Source organism: Dichotomicrobium thermohalophilum (genome assembly GCF_003550175.1).
Taxonomy (GTDB): Bacteria; Pseudomonadota; Alphaproteobacteria; order Rhizobiales; family Rhodomicrobiaceae; genus Dichotomicrobium; species Dichotomicrobium thermohalophilum.
On sequence record NZ_QXDF01000006.1, the window covers coordinates 35,168 to 51,530 of the forward strand.

General features: G+C 64.5%; 13 protein-coding genes. 6 read left to right on the forward strand and 7 right to left on the reverse strand.

Annotated elements, in window-relative coordinates; translation table 11 throughout:
• Positions 1-66 precede the first annotated feature (66 nt).
• Positions 67-786, forward strand: coding sequence for a TIGR04283 family arsenosugar biosynthesis glycosyltransferase (locus tag BXY53_RS13805; protein ID WP_342634979.1), 720 nt, complete (start codon positions 67-69; stop codon positions 784-786).
• Positions 779-1,393: a TIGR04282 family arsenosugar biosynthesis glycosyltransferase gene (locus BXY53_RS13810; protein WP_119062635.1), complete on the forward strand. Its 615-nt coding sequence runs from the start codon at positions 779-781 to the stop codon at positions 1,391-1,393. The genes BXY53_RS13805 and BXY53_RS13810 overlap by 8 nt, the downstream gene beginning before the upstream one ends.
• On the opposite strand, the gene BXY53_RS13815 is transcribed toward BXY53_RS13810, so the two are convergent.
• Together BXY53_RS13815 and BXY53_RS13820 are read right to left on the reverse strand one after the other, a co-directional pair.
• The gene (locus BXY53_RS13815; protein WP_119062636.1) at positions 1,390-3,927 is read right to left on the reverse strand and encodes an ATP-binding protein; all 2,538 of its coding nucleotides are present in this window, start codon (positions 3,925-3,927) and stop codon (positions 1,390-1,392) included. The two genes, BXY53_RS13810 and BXY53_RS13815, sit on opposite strands and share 4 nt — an antisense overlap.
• Positions 3,924-5,570 (reverse strand): hybrid sensor histidine kinase/response regulator, encoded by a 1,647-nt coding sequence (locus BXY53_RS13820; protein ID WP_119062637.1) that lies wholly within the window; start codon positions 5,568-5,570, stop codon positions 3,924-3,926. Before BXY53_RS13820 ends, BXY53_RS13815 begins: the two co-directional genes overlap by 4 nt.
• Before the next feature lie 303 nt (positions 5,571-5,873).
• Here BXY53_RS13820 and BXY53_RS13825 point away from each other — a divergent pair, with 303 nt between their 5' ends.
• Positions 5,874-6,923 (forward strand): crotonase/enoyl-CoA hydratase family protein, encoded by a 1,050-nt coding sequence (locus tag BXY53_RS13825; protein ID WP_119062638.1) that lies wholly within the window; start codon positions 5,874-5,876, stop codon positions 6,921-6,923.
• Between the two features lie 81 nt (positions 6,924-7,004).
• Here BXY53_RS13825 and BXY53_RS13830 read toward each other — a convergent pair whose 3' ends face one another.
• The 3 genes from BXY53_RS13830 to petA are packed head-to-tail and all read right to left on the reverse strand — an operon-like array spanning position 7,005 to position 9,793.
• Positions 7,005-7,898: a cytochrome c1 gene (locus BXY53_RS13830; RefSeq protein ID WP_119062639.1), complete on the reverse strand. Its 894-nt coding sequence runs from the start codon at positions 7,896-7,898 to the stop codon at positions 7,005-7,007.
• A 20-nt stretch (positions 7,899-7,918) separates the two neighbouring features.
• Entirely contained in the window at positions 7,919-9,208 is a 1,290-nt protein-coding gene (locus BXY53_RS13835) for a cytochrome b (RefSeq protein ID WP_119062640.1), read from the reverse strand.
• Between the two features lie 12 nt (positions 9,209-9,220).
• Entirely contained in the window at positions 9,221-9,793 is a 573-nt protein-coding gene (gene petA, locus BXY53_RS13840) for a ubiquinol-cytochrome c reductase iron-sulfur subunit (protein ID WP_119062641.1), read from the reverse strand.
• Positions 9,794-9,991: 198 nt separating this feature from the next.
• Here petA and BXY53_RS13845 point away from each other — a divergent pair, with 198 nt between their 5' ends.
• The 3 genes from BXY53_RS13845 (at position 9,992) to moaA (ending at position 12,527) form a co-directional block, all read left to right on the forward strand.
• Entirely contained in the window at positions 9,992-10,462 is a 471-nt protein-coding gene (locus BXY53_RS13845) for a tRNA (cytidine(34)-2'-O)-methyltransferase (RefSeq protein WP_119062642.1), read from the forward strand.
• Positions 10,459-11,379: an oxygen-dependent coproporphyrinogen oxidase gene (hemF, locus tag BXY53_RS13850; protein WP_119062643.1), complete on the forward strand. Its 921-nt coding sequence runs from the start codon at positions 10,459-10,461 to the stop codon at positions 11,377-11,379. The genes BXY53_RS13845 and hemF overlap by 4 nt, the downstream gene beginning before the upstream one ends.
• A 119-nt stretch (positions 11,380-11,498) precedes the next feature.
• Entirely contained in the window at positions 11,499-12,527 is a 1,029-nt protein-coding gene (gene moaA, locus BXY53_RS13855) for a GTP 3',8-cyclase MoaA (RefSeq protein WP_245410483.1), read from the forward strand.
• A 196-nt stretch (positions 12,528-12,723) separates the two neighbouring features.
• On the opposite strand, the gene BXY53_RS13860 is transcribed toward moaA, so the two are convergent.
• Together BXY53_RS13860 and BXY53_RS13865 are read right to left on the reverse strand one after the other, a co-directional pair.
• Positions 12,724-13,206, reverse strand: a complete 483-nt coding sequence (locus tag BXY53_RS13860; protein WP_342634980.1) for an RNA-binding S4 domain-containing protein — start codon at positions 13,204-13,206, stop codon at positions 12,724-12,726.
• On the reverse strand, positions 13,207-16,158 hold the full coding sequence (locus BXY53_RS13865; protein WP_210209253.1) for a helicase-related protein: 2,952 nt from the start codon (positions 16,156-16,158) through the stop codon (positions 13,207-13,209).
• Positions 16,159-16,363 lie beyond the last annotated feature (205 nt).

Sequence of the window (16,363 nt, forward strand, 5' to 3'; positions counted from 1 at the left end):
CCACAAGCTTAACGGGAAGACGCGAACAGATAAAGAACATTGGCTTGCGCGCCGCAAAAATCGCTTGTGGACAAGTGCGCCAGCCGTATCATCCCCGCCATGATCTCGGTGGTGATCCCGACGCTGAATTCACAGGCCGAACTGGCCCGCAGCCTCGCCGCACTGGTTCCCGGCGTGGTCGAGGGCGTGGTGCGCGAAGTGATCATCGCGGATGGCGGCTCGCAGGACGACACGCCGCAGATCGCCGAGGCTGTCGGCGCGCGTTTCGTGCGCGCGGCGAAGGGAAGAGGACCACAGCTCGCCGAGGGCGCACGGGCGGCGAAGGGGGACTGGCTGCTGTTTCTTCACGCCGACACAGTGCTGGAACATGGCTGGTATCAGGAAGCCGAACGCTTCATCGACGAATCTGCGCGCGCTAGACGGCCACAGGCGGCTGCCTTTCGCTTTGCGCTGGATGATCGCGGTGCGCGGCCACGCTACCTGGAGGCGATGGTCTCCCTGCGATGCGCGCTTTTGCGCCTGCCTTACGGCGATCAAGGGCTGCTGATCTCGCGGGCGCATTATGAGCGGCTCGGCGGCTTTCGTGACCTGCCGCTGATGGAAGACGTCGACCTTGTCCGGCGCATCGGCCGGCGTGACTTGTGCTTCCTGCGCAGCCGGGCCACGACCAGTGCTGACCGCTATCAGCGCGACGGCTATTTCCGCCGTATGTTGCGCAATCTGTCCTGCCTGACGCTTTATTTCCTGCGCGTGCCGCCGCGTTATATCGTCAAGCTCTATGGCTGAACGGCCAACCGTTTTCCTCATGGTCAAGGCGCCGCGGCCCGGCCAGGTCAAGACCCGGCTTGCGCGCGAGATCGGCGAGATGGCCGCGGTGCGTTTTCACCGGCACAATACCGCAGCGGTGATCCGTCGGCTGCGTGATCCGCGCTGGCGGCTGGTGTTGGCGGTTGCGCCGGAAGCGGCGACCAATGTGCACTGGTGGCCCGGCGATCTGCCGCGCATCTCTCAAGGGCATGGCGATCTTGGTGCGCGCATGGCGCAGGTGTTCGCGCAGGCCGGCGCGGCGCCGGCGCTGATTGTCGGGAGCGACATACCAGACATCACGGCCGCGCGGGTCGCGGCGGCGTTTCAGGCGCTGCGCGGAGCCGAGGCGGTGATCGGCCCGGCGCCTGACGGCGGCTACTGGCTGATCGGGCTGCGGCGCGGGCCGGCACCGCGCGGGCTGTTCGACGGCGTGCGCTGGTCGGGGCCGCACGCACGGGCGGACACCATCGCCAATCTCGACGCGCAGGGGTTGGACGTGGCGCTTGCCGATGAACTGAGAGACGTGGACGACGCGGCGAGCTACAGAGCGGCGGGTGCGGCCAACGCGCGAGTCATTCGACCTTAGCGAGACTGGCTTGCGGCGTCGGAGGGTTCTTGGGTCTCCGCAGGGCTTGGCTGTTCAGCGGCTTCTCCGAGATGCGCATAAAGCACCTGCCGGAACGCCGCATATTCGGCGCCGATCCGGGCGGCCAGACCAGCATCTGGCGCAACGTTTGCTTCGCGCTTCTCGCTGCACAGCGCCGCAAGCCGGGCCGCGCCGATGGTGTTGGCGCAACTTTTCAACGCGTGAAGCGCGTCACGCGCGGCTGTCTGATGCCCCTCGCTGATCGCGGCGTGCAGCGCCTCCAGATGCTTTTCGAAATCGGTCTCGAACAGGGTAGCCATCTCGGTGCGGAAGGCTTCAGGGCCGAACAACGCGATCATCTCGTCGAGTCGGCGCGTGTCCACCGACGGGCTCTCCGCCGGGTCGGTCGCGTTTCCGCGCTTTCCGCGCGCCGCAGGGGCCAGCGGTGTGGGATGCACATGCGCACGGATCGTCTCGCGCAGTTCGTTGAGCTGGACCGGCTTGTGTAGCACCGCCACCATGCCCGCGCGCAGACAGTTTTCCCGCGTCGGCGCGGAGGTGTCCGCCGTCATGGCAATGATCGGGATATGCGCCTCCGGCTCAACGGCAAGCTGATAATCCTTGCAGATCTCGGCGCCGTCGCCGCCCGGCATGTTGATGTCGAGAAAGGCGATGTCGACGCCGCCGCGCAGGAGCACGTCGAGTGCTTCTTCGCCCGTGTTGGCGAGGACGACACGGTGGCCGTCCAGCGTGAGCAGCTTCTTCGCGACCTCCCGGTTGAACGGGTTGTCATCGGCGACCAGCACACTCAGCGGCGCCACGCTGTGCGTCGGTTCGTCCTCCTGGACAGGCGCCTGGGGCTGGGGCTTCAGGCCGTGCCAGGCGGCAACCGTGGTGATCAGCATGGCATCATGGCTGCGGTCATTGTCGAGGCGGGCGGCTGCCCAGGCATCCAGGGCGTTGCTGTCCTCGGTGACCACGAGCGCCGGGGGGATCGACGCAGCGCTCAACGCCTCCCGGATATCGGCGATCGCGCGGTCGTCGAGCTCAAGCTCATCGACCACCAACACATAGCGCCAGAGATCCCCCGAGGCAGCGCGCGCCTTAACGAAATCGCGGGGGTTGGCGATGGTCTTGCCGGCATCCAGACCGTAGGCCCGCAGGCCCGGCAGCAGACGCTGGCGATCCTGCAAACGGACGAGCAGGGCAACTTCCGAGACTGGCGTGGTTTCGTCGGGGCGTTCGATGGCAGGTGCCGGCACCTCGAACCAGAAGATCGAGCCTTCCCCTTGGGCGCTGGAAAAACCGATCCTGCCACCCATAAGGTCAACGAGAGAGCGGGCGAGCGATAAGCCGAGGCCGACGCCGCCTTCCTTGCCGCGCCGGCTCTCCTCGGCCTGGGCGAAGCGGTCGAACAGCCGGGCGTGCTCGCTTTCTGGGATGCCTTGGCCCGTGTCGCGCACCTCGATGCGCAAGGTCGGGCCTGTGCTGTGCATGGCGTGCGCGACGGTGATCCACACATGCCCCTCGTCGGTGTACTTCACAGCATTGCCGCCGAGGTTGAGCAGCACTGTCTTGAGATGCTCACGGTCGCCCCGGATGCAGGCAGGCAGCGGCGTGGCGAAGCGGATATGCAGCACCAGACCTTTTCGCTGGGCCAGCGGGCGGAGCAGCGTCTCTGCCTCGTGCAGCAGCTCGGTCACGTTGAAAGGGGCATCGCTCACGGTGACGGCCTGGCTTTCGACCTTCTGGAAGTGGAGGATGGTGTCGACCATTTCCAGAAGCCGCGACGCTGCGCTGTTGATCGACATGGCCGACATGCGGTCCTGCGGGCTTTGCGCGGTCCGATCGAGCACCTGGGACAGGCCAATGATCGCGTTGAGCGGGGTGCGCAATTCATGGCTCATTGTCGCAAGAAACTCGCTCTTGGCCCGGTTCGCCGCCTCGGCTTCGGCCATGGCGCTACGTAGCGCGCGGATCAGCCGCGAGACGTAAAGCGGGATCATTAAAAGAGACAGCAGAACGCCGCCGGCGAAGGCCCAGTCGGCTTGCCAGTGCGGCGTGTAGGCGACCACGAACGCGAAGCACAAGCCGTTGGCGACCATGGCGGCGTACATGTAAGCCAGGCCGAAGCGGAAGCCGTTGCCCAGAATCACCCACAAGTAGACCGGGAAGAAGATCGACGCCGCTTCGCCGCCAAAATAGATGAACAGGGACAGCGTGAGCGCGTCGAATGAAATTGCGGCCGCGCGACGCGCGATCCGGCGCTTCGGCCAGATGGCGAAATGCAGCATAAAGCCGCCGGCCACGACCCACGCGGCGGGAATGAAGATCGCCAGCGCGGTGACCTGCCAAGGGGCGAGCAGGTCGAAATACCACGACAGAATTGCGCAGCTCGTGGTGAAGATGCCGATCAGATAGCGGACCACGAGCTGCTCGAATTCGAGGGGCTCGGCATGCCTTGCAACCGCAAGCGCCTGGTGCAGTCGCGCCGCGTGCTGGATCGGCGCAGAGAGCATTGGCTGGCTTGTCATGGCTCAGCGCCGGCGTGGCAAGGCTGAGGATCCTGGGCCGGCGACACCGTACGATCCTGTCGCAAGATGCAGCGCGGCGGCAGCCACAGGCGAACGGTCGTTCCGGCGCCCTTCTGGCTGTCGATGTCGAGATGCCCGCCCATCAGCTTCATGAAGCCGGACGAGATAGGCAGCCCCAGCCCGGTGCCGTTCTGCGGTTTCTCGAACGTGTGCTCGAGGATCTGGCCAAAGCTCGTGAGGGCCGTTCGCTTCTCCTCCTCGCTCATGCCCGGCCCGGTGTCGTGCACGCGGATCTCGATGCCCTGGTAGGGTGGATGCGCGCATTCAGGCTGTTCAGCGGCAAGGCAGATCTCGACTGCGATCTCGCCGCCTTCAGTGAACTTGTTGGCATTGGAAACGATATTGATGAGCACCTGCCGCAGCTTCTGCTCATCGGTCCAGAGCGTCACTTCCGGTTCCTCAGACAGCACGAGCGTGTTACCGCGCTCGGTGATCTGCGCATTCAGCATTTCCGCGACCTGGCGCAGGCAGTTGTTCAGCGAGAACACGTTCTCCTCGATCCGTGTCTTGCCGGCTTCCATCTGCGCGAAGTCGAGGATGCCGTTGATGATCGATAGCAGGTGGCGCGCGCTGTAGAGGATGCTGTCCAGATACTGCTTGTATTTCTCGTTCGGCACCTCGCCGACCAGGCCGGAGCGCATCATGTCCGCGAAGCCGATGATTGCGTTCATGGGCGTACGCAGTTCGTGGCTCATATTGGCGAGGAAGTTGCTCTTGGCGCGGTTGGCGGCTTCCGCCTCCTCCTTGGCGATGCGCAGCGAGCGCTCGGCCGCCTTGACGCTGGAGATGTCGAGCGCGGAGACGACCTTGGTCAGGCTACCGTCCTCGGCCGCGCCCGTCTCGCGGGCGACGACGAAGAACTCGCGCGGTTGCCCGCTTGCGTCGGTGAGTGTCACCTCGGCCTGTTGCGGCGCCCCCCGCGCAAGGTTCTCCAGGACGCCCGTCGCCGCGATCGTTTCGAACGTATCGTTCAGATCGCTTGGGGTTCCGGTGTCACCGATGCCGGCAAAATCGAAGCAGAACTGATTGGCGAAGATGCAGGTGCCGTTCTGGTCGACGGCGTAGACCATGGCCGGCACCGAGTCGATCACGCCGAGCATGTGCTGGCGCGTGCGCTTGAGCGTCTCCAGAGAGCGCAGGCGGTCGTTGACGAGCCGGTCCTGCAGCGCGAAGGTGCGGCTGCGAAGCAGCTTCTGATGCATTCCGAGCATCAGAAGGTTCCGGGCGCGCGTTCGGAACTCGATGGTGTCGACGGGCGTGACGAGAAAGTCCGTCGCGCCGCATTCCAGCGCCTGATAGCGTATGTCGCGCTGTTCGTAGCCGGAGACGACCATAACCGGCGTATCCTCCAGCCCCTTGATCTTGCGCAGGGCCGTGAGACATTCGGCGGCGTTCATCTCCGGCATGTTGAAATCAGTGATGATGAGATCCGGGGGATCTGCGGCAAATGCACGCAACGCCTCGGGGGCGCCGGCGAAACTCTCCACCCGCCCGACATCTTCGACCGACCGTGCAAGCCGTTCCATGTATGCGCGGTTGGCCGACAGATCGTCGATGATTGCGATATAAGGGCTGTCCGGCATAACCTACTTATGGCTGCGTAATCCCGGGAACGCTGCCACACAGTTGTTTAATTGGCGTGAACGAGCATACACGCCACCGGCGTCATGACCTTGCCGTCAATCCGGCCTTCCTTAAATTTCTCCTGCGGGGAAGTGAAAAACTCGTCTCAATTGTGGTGAAAATGTTGGCGACCGCTCTCACCACAACGCGAAGCCCTTGTCCGGTTCCCGCTCGACTGGGTCCCGGCGCCATTCCGCTGCCTCTGGCGCATCTCACCAAAGCGTGCTACCCATAGTTGCATAACAGTAAATGAGTAGACCAAAATGAGACTGCCCATCCACTTGGTGCAGGGCGAGCCTGCCCGCGCTTCGTCCATCCGTTTTGATACCGAGGCGTTTGCCAGATCCGGCGGGCGAAACGGTCAAGACCCGGTTCCGCAGCCGCAGATGCCGGCGTTTGAGGCGGATCAGACCGAGCCCAGCGAGGCGCAGCGTGCAGCGGCGGCCCGGCTGGCGTCGCGGCTTCAGGCGCTGGATCTGCGTGAACTGGAGCTGGAATACGACCCGGCGACCCGTGCCGTCTGGGGCTTCCAGACGCATCGCGAGCGGCCGTCCTACACGCCACAAATGCTGAGGGACATTCAGGCGGTGCAGCGGGCGCTGCGAACTTTCTACCGCGAAAGCCCGCGCGATGCGGCGCTGGCGGCGCGCTTCACCGTGCTCGCTTCGCGCACCCCCGGCGTGTTCAATCTCGGCGGCGATCTGCAGTTCTTCGTCTCATGCGTTGAGGCGGGGGACGAGCAGGCGCTGCGCGAGTATGCGATGGCGAGCATCGATATCTGCTACCGCAATTATCACGCCTGCGAGGCGGGCATGGTCACGACCGCGCTCGTGTGCGGCGACGCCCTGGGCGGCGGGTTTGAAGCCGCCATGGCGTGCGACGTCATTGTTGCGGAAGAGCAGGCCCGTTTCGCTCTGCCGGAAATCAGCTATGGGCTGTTTCCGGGGATGGGGGCCTATACCTTCCTGTCGCGTCGTTTGGGCCAGGCGCGGGCGGAGCGCGCGATTCTCGATAGCCCGGTGCTCAGCGCGCAGCAGCTTTACGATCTCGAACTGGTCAACGCGATCGCGCCGGATGGCGAGGGCGTCGCGGCGATGGACCGGCAGCTGGCGTGGATGGCCGAACGGTTCGAGGCCGTCTTCAACGTGTTCGAGGCACGGCGCATCGCGCATCCAGTCTCACGCACCGAGATGGAAGAGATCGGCGAACGCTGGGTGCGGCTGGCGCTGCGATTGCCCGAGGCGCGCCTGCGCAAGATGGCGAAGCTCGCGCAGGCGCAGCGCCTGCGCATGCGCCGCCGGGGCTCTGCATAGGACCGTCGGCTCGAACCGCCTCAAAGAAAAAGCGCGGCCCCGAGAGGCCGCGCCACTTTGCATTCAGACATTCCGTGCGTCTCAGTGCTTGAGCCGCTTCCAGAGCACGCGCTTTGACATGTAGAGCAGCGCTGCGAGGATGAAGAGATAGAGCATCACCTTCGCGCCCATCTGCTTGCGCTCCTCCAGTTTCGGCTCTGCGGCCCACATCAGGAATGCCGTGACGTCCTTGGCATACTGCTCTTCGGTCGTCGGCGTTCCGTCATTATACGCGACGATGTCCGGGAACAGGACTCGCGGCATCGCGATCTGGTTGCCGGGATAGACGGCGTTATAGTGCAGGCCGGGCTGTATCTCCGCGTCCTCAGGCGGCTGGCCATAGCCGGTCAGCAGCGCGTAGATGTAATCCGGTCCGCCCTCCGCATACATGGTCAGCAGGTCCTCGGCGATGACCACCGGCGACATGTACCAGGCCGGGTCGCGCGAGACGTTGCGCGCCTTTGCAATCACGGAAAGGTCAGGCGGTACGACGCCGTTGTTCACCAGCGCCGCTTCCTCGTCGTTCTTGTACGGGTTCACGAACGGGTCGTTCGGTGTTGCCGGGCGCTCGAACATCTCGCCCTGATCGTTCGGCCCGTCGACCACGGTGTATTCCGATGCGATCGCCTCGACCTGCTCTTCCGGGAGGTTCGGCCCGCTCTCATCCGACAGGTTGCGGTAATAAATAAGGTCCATGCCGTGGCAGGACGAGCAGACCTGTTGATAGACCTTGAAACCGCGGCGCAGCTGGTCCTGATCGTAGTAGCCGAACGGCCCAGCAAAGGTCCAATCCTGCTTCTTGATGTCTGCGCCCCCGCCAGCGGCGGCGAAGGCGCGATCGACCGGAGCGCCTGCCACGGCGAGCGTGACTGCGAGGGCCGTGGCGCCCAGACCGGCGCGGATTGGCGAGATGAAACGCGTCAAGCTGTATGTCATGGCCGGAATCCCTCGCTTCCCTATCGCTTCTCTGGCGCGGCCGGAACCGCTTCAGGCGCGGCGCCGCGGCCTTCTTGGGGGCCGTAGATTGTCTCAGCGATGCTCCCCGGGCGCTGCTTCGGCCGCTCGATGATGCCGATCAGCGGCATGACGACCAGGAAGTGGATGAAGTAGTAGGCGGTGAAGAACCGCGCCGCGATCACATAGCCGCCCTCGGCCGGTTTGGCGCCAAGGTAGCCCAGCGCGATGCAGGTGAACACCAGCAGCCAGAAGAACGGCCGGTACAGCGGGCGATAGCTCGTCGACCGCACCCGTGAAGTGTCCAGCCACGGGATCAGGAACAGAACGAAGATCGCGCCGAACATGGCGATCACGCCACCGAGCTTGTCAGGGATCGCGCGCAGGATGGCATAGAATGGCAGGAAATACCACTCAGGCACGATGTGCGCTGGCGTGACCAGCGGATCGGCCGGGATGTAGTTGTCCGCATGGCCGAGGTAGTTGGGCATATAGAAGACGAAGTAGGCGAAGATAATCGCGAAGATCGACAGGGCGAAACCGTCCTTCACCGTGATGTACGGGTGGAACGGCACCGTATCCTTCTTCACGTCCTTCACGGCCACGCCGGTCGGATTGTTGTTGCCCGGCACATGCAGCGCCCAGATGTGCAGCCCCACGCAGGCCGCGATCAGGAACGGGAACAGGTAGTGCAGGCTGAACAGGCGGTTGAGCGTCGGATCGCCGACCGAGAAGCCGCCCCAGATCCACTGGACGATCGTCGTTCCAAGGCCCGGAATGATCTGGTCGAGTGACGAGAACAGGTTGGTGATCACCGTCACCGCCCAGTAGCTCATCTGCCCCCACGGCAGCGAGTAGCCCATGAAGGCGGTTGCCATCATCAGGATCAGGATGATGACGCCGAGAATCCAGAGCACCTCGCGCGGCGCCTTGTACGAGCCGTAATACAGACCGCGGAAAATATGGATGTAGACCGCGAGGAAGAACATCGACGCGCCAACGGCATGCGTGTAGCGCATCAGCCAGCCGTAGTTCACGTCGCGCATCAGTCGCTCGACGGACTCGAAGGCCATCTCGACATCCGGCACATAGTGCATCGCGGCAATGATGCCGGTGATGATCTGGATCATCAGCACGAAGGTGAGGATGCCGCCGAACGTCCACAGATAGTTCAGGTTGCGCGGCGTCGGGAACGCGGTGATCTGGTCATGTAGCAGCCGCGGGATCGGCAGGCGCTCGTCGAGCCAGCGCTCGAAGGCGGTATTCGGCTGGTAGGAGGTCTCTGGCTTCATGATCGCAGGTCCTTAACCGAGCTGAATGGAGGTGTCGGACGTGAACGAATAAAGGGGAAGCTGCAGATTACGCGCTGCGGGCCCTTTGCGAATGCGTCCGGCGGTGTCGTAGTGCGAGCCATGGCACGGGCAGAACCAGCCGCCGTATTCGCCACGGTTTTCGCTCGGCTTGTTGCCCTTCGGGATGCAGCCGAGATGCGTGCAGATGCCGATCACGACGAGCCACTGTTCGTGCCCGGGGCGCGTGAGATTCTCGTCTGTCGCCGGCAGGCCGGCGTTGTCGCCCATGGCGAAGACGTTGGGATCCTTCAGCTCGGCCACGTCGACCGACTTGGCCGCCTCGATCTCCTCCGGCGTGCGGTGGCGGATGAAGACCGGCTTGCCGCGCCACATGACCGTGATGGCCTGACCAGGCTCGATGGGCGCGATGTCGACGTCGATCGTGCCGGTTGCCAGGGTCGCCTCACTCGGGTTCATCTGGTCGATCGCCGGCCAGAGCGCCGCTGCCCCGCCGATCACAAGGAATGCCGTCGTCGCGATGTGGATGAAGTCACGCCTGTTCGGCTCGTCGGCGACAGTTGCCATGAATCGTCCTTTCGCGCTTACCTTTTATCCGGATATGACGCGCGCGCCCGTGACAGCGCATGCGCGGCTGCTGGATACCAGCACGGCCTTATATTGTCAGAGGCCGCGGCGAGTCTAGGTCAAATGCGGTGACAAAGTGGCGCATAGGACACACCGTTGAGGTTGTCTTGGGCGTATCGACGGCGGACAGGTCAGGACATGAGGCTCGCTCTCTATCAACCGGATATCGCTCAGAATACGGGGACAATCCTCCGGTTGGCGGCCTGCGTCGGCGTGCCGGTGAGCATCATCGCGCCGGCCGGCTTCGACATGTCGGACAGGGCGCTGCGCCGTGCCGGGCTCGATTACCTGCAGCACGTGACGATCGACAGGCATCCGAGCTTCGAGGCGTTCCAGGAAGAAATGCAGATACAGGGCGCGCGAATCGTGCTGCTGACCCGTCAAGCTGATCGCGCCTATGTGGATTTCGCCTTCCAGTCGCGCGATGTCCTGTTGCTCGGCCGCGAGAGCGCGGGCGTGCCCGATGCAGTTCACGACGCCGCCGCGGCCCGCGTCACAATTCCGATGCGCCCGGAGCTGCGCTCGCTGAACGTTGCGGTTGCGGCTGCGATGGTGTTAGGTGAAGGACTACGGCAGACTAACAGTTTTCCAACACGGGAAATGCCATGAGCCTGCAGCCCGCGGTGCCTGAAGACCCGTCAATCCGTGACGCGCTGGAACAGGAGCGCGCACGTGCCAGCGCCTGGTTCTCGGACCTGCGCGACCAGATTTGCGCGGCGTTCGAGCAGCTTGAGGACGAATTGAGGGACGGGCCGCTCTCCGACCTGGAGCCGGGCCGGTTCGAGCGCACGCCCTGGAACCGCACCGACCACACGGGCGAGCCGGGCGGCGGTGGTGTGATGTCGATCATGAAGGGACGGGTGTTCGAGAAGGTGGGGGTGCACACCTCCACCGTGTTCGGCACCTTCAAGCCGGAATTCGCCGACCAGATCCCCGGCGCGGCCGAGGACCCGCGCTTCTGGGCCTCCGGCATTTCGCTGATCGCCCATATGCAGAATCCGAACGTGCCGGCCGTCCACATGAACACGCGATTTGTCATCACGACGAAAAGCTGGTTCGGCGGCGGTGCGGACCTGACCCCAGTGCTCGAAGCGCGCCGAACGCAGGAGGACCCGGATACGCAGGCGTTTCACGCCGCGATGCGCGCGGCCTGCGAGGCGCATGAGGTCGCCGATTATGACCGGTACAAGCAGTGGTGTGACGAGTACTTCTACCTCAAGCACCGCGGCGAGATGCGCGGCATCGGCGGCATCTTCTACGACTATCTGAACAGCGGCGACTGGGAGGCCGACTTTGCCTTCACACAGGATGTGGGACGCGCCTTCCTCGACATTTATCCTGAACTGGTCCGCCGCAACATGCACACGCCCTGGACTGATGAGCAGCGCGAGGAACAACTGATCAGGCGCGGGCGTTATGTCGAGTTCAACCTGCTTTATGACCGCGGGACGATCTTTGGGCTGAAAACCGGCGGAAATGTCGATGCAATCCTGTCTTCGATGCCGCCGGTCGTGAAATGGCCGTGATATCCGAAAAGCTGTTTGTCCCGGCAAACTCTTGCATGATCGGGCACGGGTGTTACAGTCCAATGTCAGACCGCAAAGGTCAGGAATAAGCACACCGCGCATGGGAGGAGGCGCGAAGCATGGATATTGACGCTCACATGGCTAGCGGACAAAGCCCGATGATCGATCCGTTCGGGCGCAAGATCACCTATCTGCGGGTCTCGGTGACGGACCGGTGCGATTTCCGCTGCGTCTACTGCATGGCGGAAAACATGACCTTCCTGCCGAAAAAGGACTTGCTGACGCTGGAGGAACTGGACCGCGTCTGCACGGCCTTCATTGCCAAGGGCGTGCGCAAGCTCCGGCTGACCGGCGGGGAGCCGCTCGTGCGCCGCAACATCATGTGGCTGATCCGCTCGCTGTCCCGGCACATGGAAAGCGGCGCGCTGGATGAGCTGACCCTGACGACCAACGGCAGCCAGCTCACCCGCTTCGCCCACGAACTGGCCGACGCCGGCGTGCGCCGCGTTAATATCTCGATGGACACGCTCGACCCCGAAAAGTTTCAGCAGATCACGCGGTGGGGCCGGCTGGAGCAGGTCATGGCGGGTATCGATGCCGCGCAGGAGGCGGGTCTCCATGTCAAGATCAACGCCGTCGCGCTGAAGGACGTCAACGAGCACGAAATTGAGGAGATGCTGCGCTGGGCGCATGGCCGCGGCATGGACCTGACGCTCATCGAGACGATGCCGCTGGGCGACATCGACGGCGACCGCACCGACCAGTATCTGCCGCTTTCAACCGTGCGCGCGCGGCTGGCCGAAAAGTTCACTCTGGAGGACATCCCGTACAAGACGGGCGGTCCGGCGCGCTATGTGCAGGTGGCCGAGACCGGCGGACGGCTTGGTTTCATCACCCCGCTGACGCATAACTTCTGCGAGAGCTGCAACCGTGTGCGCCTGACCTGTACGGGCACGCTCTATATGTGCCTCGGTCAGGAAGACGCGGCGGATCTGCGTGCGCCGTTGCGCGCCAGCGAGGGCAACGAGTTGCTCAACGCCGCAATCGACGAAGCCATTTCGCGCAAGCCCAAGGGACATGACTTCGTCATCGACCGGCGCAACAACCAGCCCGCCGTCAGCCGGCACATGAGCGTGACCGGGGGGTGATGGCTCGGAAGGCCCCCCTAGAAAGGGGCGGAGCCCCGACACGGGGAATGCCGGGGCTCCTTCGGGTGCGGGAGCAGGCCGAAACGCGACCCGTTCGCGAGACAATGCGCGTTTCGGTTGTATCCTTTGTGCCCTACACGTGTTGACGGAAGGTTAAAGTCGGCGCGTTTTGCGTCGCGTTTGCGGACGGGTTGGTTTATGGGCTGTCGCCGTCGTCAGTCTGGGCGCGGGCAGCATCCAGCTTGCGCCGCTCGCGCTTCGTAGGGCGGCCGGCACCTGGCGCGCGCGTCGGGGCGGTCGCCGTTCTCTCTGACCCGCCAGTCTGAGGTTCGGCCGGTGGTGTCAGATCTTCGTAGAGGGCTCGCGCTTCCTGTGCCGGGCCGCGGCGCGCACCAGGGTCCGCGATCCTGACAATACGCACGCGACCGCCGATCGCGGCTGTAATCACGTCCCCGGGGCGCACGCTCTGCGCGGGTTTCAGGATTTTCTCACGATTGACGCGAACCTTGCCATCCTCCACCAGCCGCGCGGCAAGGCTCCGGGTCCGCGCAAAGCGGGCGAACCATAGCCACTTGTCCAGTCTCTGGATGGGAACCTCGTCAGCGTCCGCGTGCTGCGGAGCCGCCGCCTCCGGCTTTGGCTGTTGCCGGGCTGAGCGTTTTCGGCCCTGACGCGGCACTCAGGCGCGCTCCTGCATGTCGCGTTCCATTTTCTCCTTCAGCCCCTGCAGCGCGGCGAAGGGCGAGTCAGGATCCACGGCGGGCTGACGCTTGCCGGCATTTGCTGCGGGCTTCGGTTGCGCCTTGCCCGGCGCGGCGCGTTTCTTCTTCGGACCGCGCTTGTCGTTGGCCGGCTTGGTGCTGCCAGCCTGTTCGCGGTCGGCCTGGCGGGACTTGCGCTGCGCACCGTGCGACTCGCTATGTGCGGCGCGGTCCTGCTGGCGCGGGCGCTTGCGCCGTTCTGGCCGGCGTCGCGGGCGCCAGATTTCCTCATATTCCGGCTCGGTCGATTGTGTTTCGCCATCGGAGACTTCGGCCGCCATCTCCTTCTGTGGCGCTTCGCCGTCCGTAGCCGGTGGCGCTTCGCCTGGCGCTTTTTCACCATTCTCCGGCGCAGCCGGCGCGTTCGCCGACGGGGGCGTCACAGGCCGGCGTTCCAGGCGGTAGCCGAGCGCCTTCAGGACGCCGTTCAGTTCCTCCTGGGAGCAGCCCAGGATTGCCATCATGTCAGGCTGCACCTTGAAGGCCCCGCCGCCGAGCGCGCCGGCCGGCGGTTCAGCATTCTCGCCGTCCGGCTTCCAGGACACCAGCGGCCGAATCTGGTCACCGAGCCGCTCGAGAATATCGATGCGCACCGCGCGGCCGCCGCAAACATGGAACCCGCAGGCGCGGTAAAAGGCTTCCGGCAGCGTCAGGTCTGCCGTCACCGAGGTCAGGCCCGGCCGCGGCATCTCGGGCAGCGCATAAGGGTCGAGTCCGCCTTCCGCGCCGTGTTTCAGCCCCCAGAGCAGCAAAAGCAACTCTGCCGCGTCCGGCTTCATCAGCGCCGGGAAGAAGATGTTATAGGCGCCGAAGCGCACGCCATATTTGCGCAGTCCCGCCCGGGCGGTCTGGTCCAGCCCGCGCACCTCCTCGGCGACCGTATCGCGCTTCAACGAGCCGAAATTCTCAACCATCCGGAAGGCGATTCCCCGCGCGATACCGTCAAGATCAGCTGCGGCCGCCAGGTCGACGAGCGGCTTGATCCGTTGGCTGATGTGATGGTCGACCCAGGTGCGCAGCCGCGCGATGACCTTGTCCCGGTCCGGCGCGTTCATGTGCTCATCGGCGAGAAGCTGGACGCCGGGCTTCAGACCATCCTCACCGCCTTCGAGACGCGCCACCTCCTCGCCGTTCCACGTGATCGCACCGTTACGCGTGAGCGCGAGCGTTTCCGGCTTTGCCGCGACAAGCTGGTCGGCGCGCCGCGCAAGCTCTTGCGCGAGCACCTTTGAGGCCGCGTGCCGCGCTGCCTTGCCTTGAGCGCCCGAGGCGTGCGTGTCGGGCGTGAAGCGAAAACCGTGGAGCTGCCCCACGTAGTGGTTCTCTACAAAGATCTTGCCGTCGTCCTCGATCTCGGCGTCGAGCGCGCTCTTGTCGTGCAGGCGCTTCATCAGCACGCTGGTGCGCCTGTCGACAAAGCGCTGGGCAAGCTGTTGGTGCAGCGCGTCGGACAGATTGTCCTCAATCTCTCGCGTGCGCGCCTGCCAGTGCTCCGGGTCGGCGAGCCAGCCCTGCCGATTCGACACGAAGGTCCAGGTGCGGATGAGGCTGATGCGGTTAGCCAGCGTGTCGATGTCGCCCTCGGTCGAGGCGGCCTGCTGGACCTGCTTCTCGATCCAGTCCTCGGGGATCAGGCCGTTGTCGCTGATGAGGAAGCGGTAAAGGCTGGCGACCAGCTCCGCATGGGTAGCCGCAGAAATCTTGCGGTAGTCGGGGACCTGGCAGGCATCCCAAAGCCGTGCGACGTGCTCGGGCGTGGTCGTCAGATCAATGATCTCGTGATCGCCGGCGAGGCGCTCCAGCACGGCTACGTCATCGTTCTCACGCGTGCGCTGCAGCCGATGGGAGGCCGGGATTTCGTTCAGACTGTTCTGCAGCGCTTCCAGCGTCGAGAAGTCGAGATTGCTGTTACGCCACTGGAGGATCTTGACCGGCTCGAAGTCGTGGTCTTCCAGCTTGGCCACCAGATCAGCGTCGAACGGATCACACTCACCCGTCACGCCGAAGGTGCCGTCATTCATGTAGCGGCCAGCGCGTCCGGCGATTTGCCCGGTTTCGCCCGGGGTCAGCATCCTGTGGACCCGGCCGTCGAACTTGCGCCGGCCGGCGAAGGCGACGTGATCGACCTCCAGGTTGAGGCCCATGCCGATCGCGTCGGTCGCCACCATGAAGTCGACGTCGCCAGACTGATAAAGCTCAACCTGAGCGTTGCGCGTGCGCGGGCTCAGCGCGCCGAGGACGACCGCCGCGCCGCCGCGCTGGCGGCGGATCAGTTCGGCGATGGCGTAAACGTCACTCGCGGAAAACGCCACAATGGCCGAGCGGCGCGGCAGCCGGCTGATCTTTTTCTGCCCGGCATAGGTCAGCTTCGACAGGCGTGGGCGTGAAATGAAATTCGCTTCGGGTAGCAGATCGCGGATCGCGCCCTGCATGGTCTGTGCGCCAAGCAACAGCGTCTCGAGGCGTCCGCGGGCGTGGAAAAGCCGATTGGTGAACACATGCCCGCGTTCCGGGTCGCCGGCAAGCTGGATTTCGTCCACGGCCAGGAAATCGACATCGGCGTTCTGCGGCATCGATTCGACGGTGCAGACATGATAGCGCGGTTCCGCGGGCTTGATCTTTTCCTCGCCGGTGATCAGCGCGACATTCTCGGCGCCTGCGCGGGCGGCGACCTTTTCATAGACCTCGCGCGCCAGCAAGCGCAGCGGCAGGCCGATCACGCCCGTCTCATGGCCCAGCATCCGCTCGATCGCGAGATGCGTCTTGCCGGTGTTCGTCGGGCCGAGCACCGCAGAGACGTTGCGGGCGCAGTCCGGTCGGCTGGAAACGGCACGGGGGGCGGAAGCGGAGGCGGGAGAGGTCTGCGGCATGTTTTCCCCATTGCCGGAGGGTCGCTAGAGCGCATCCGCGCCGCGGGCGCGCTCCAAAATTTCGGTCTCAATGGTCTTCGCAAGCCGCCAGCGCGGGCGAAGACGCTGCGCACGGTACATCAGCTCCGAAGCGCAAGACAGATATGGCGGCCGCTGCGGCAAGGAAAAGCCCTTAAAACAGCGCGCCGCCCATTCACACAATTAG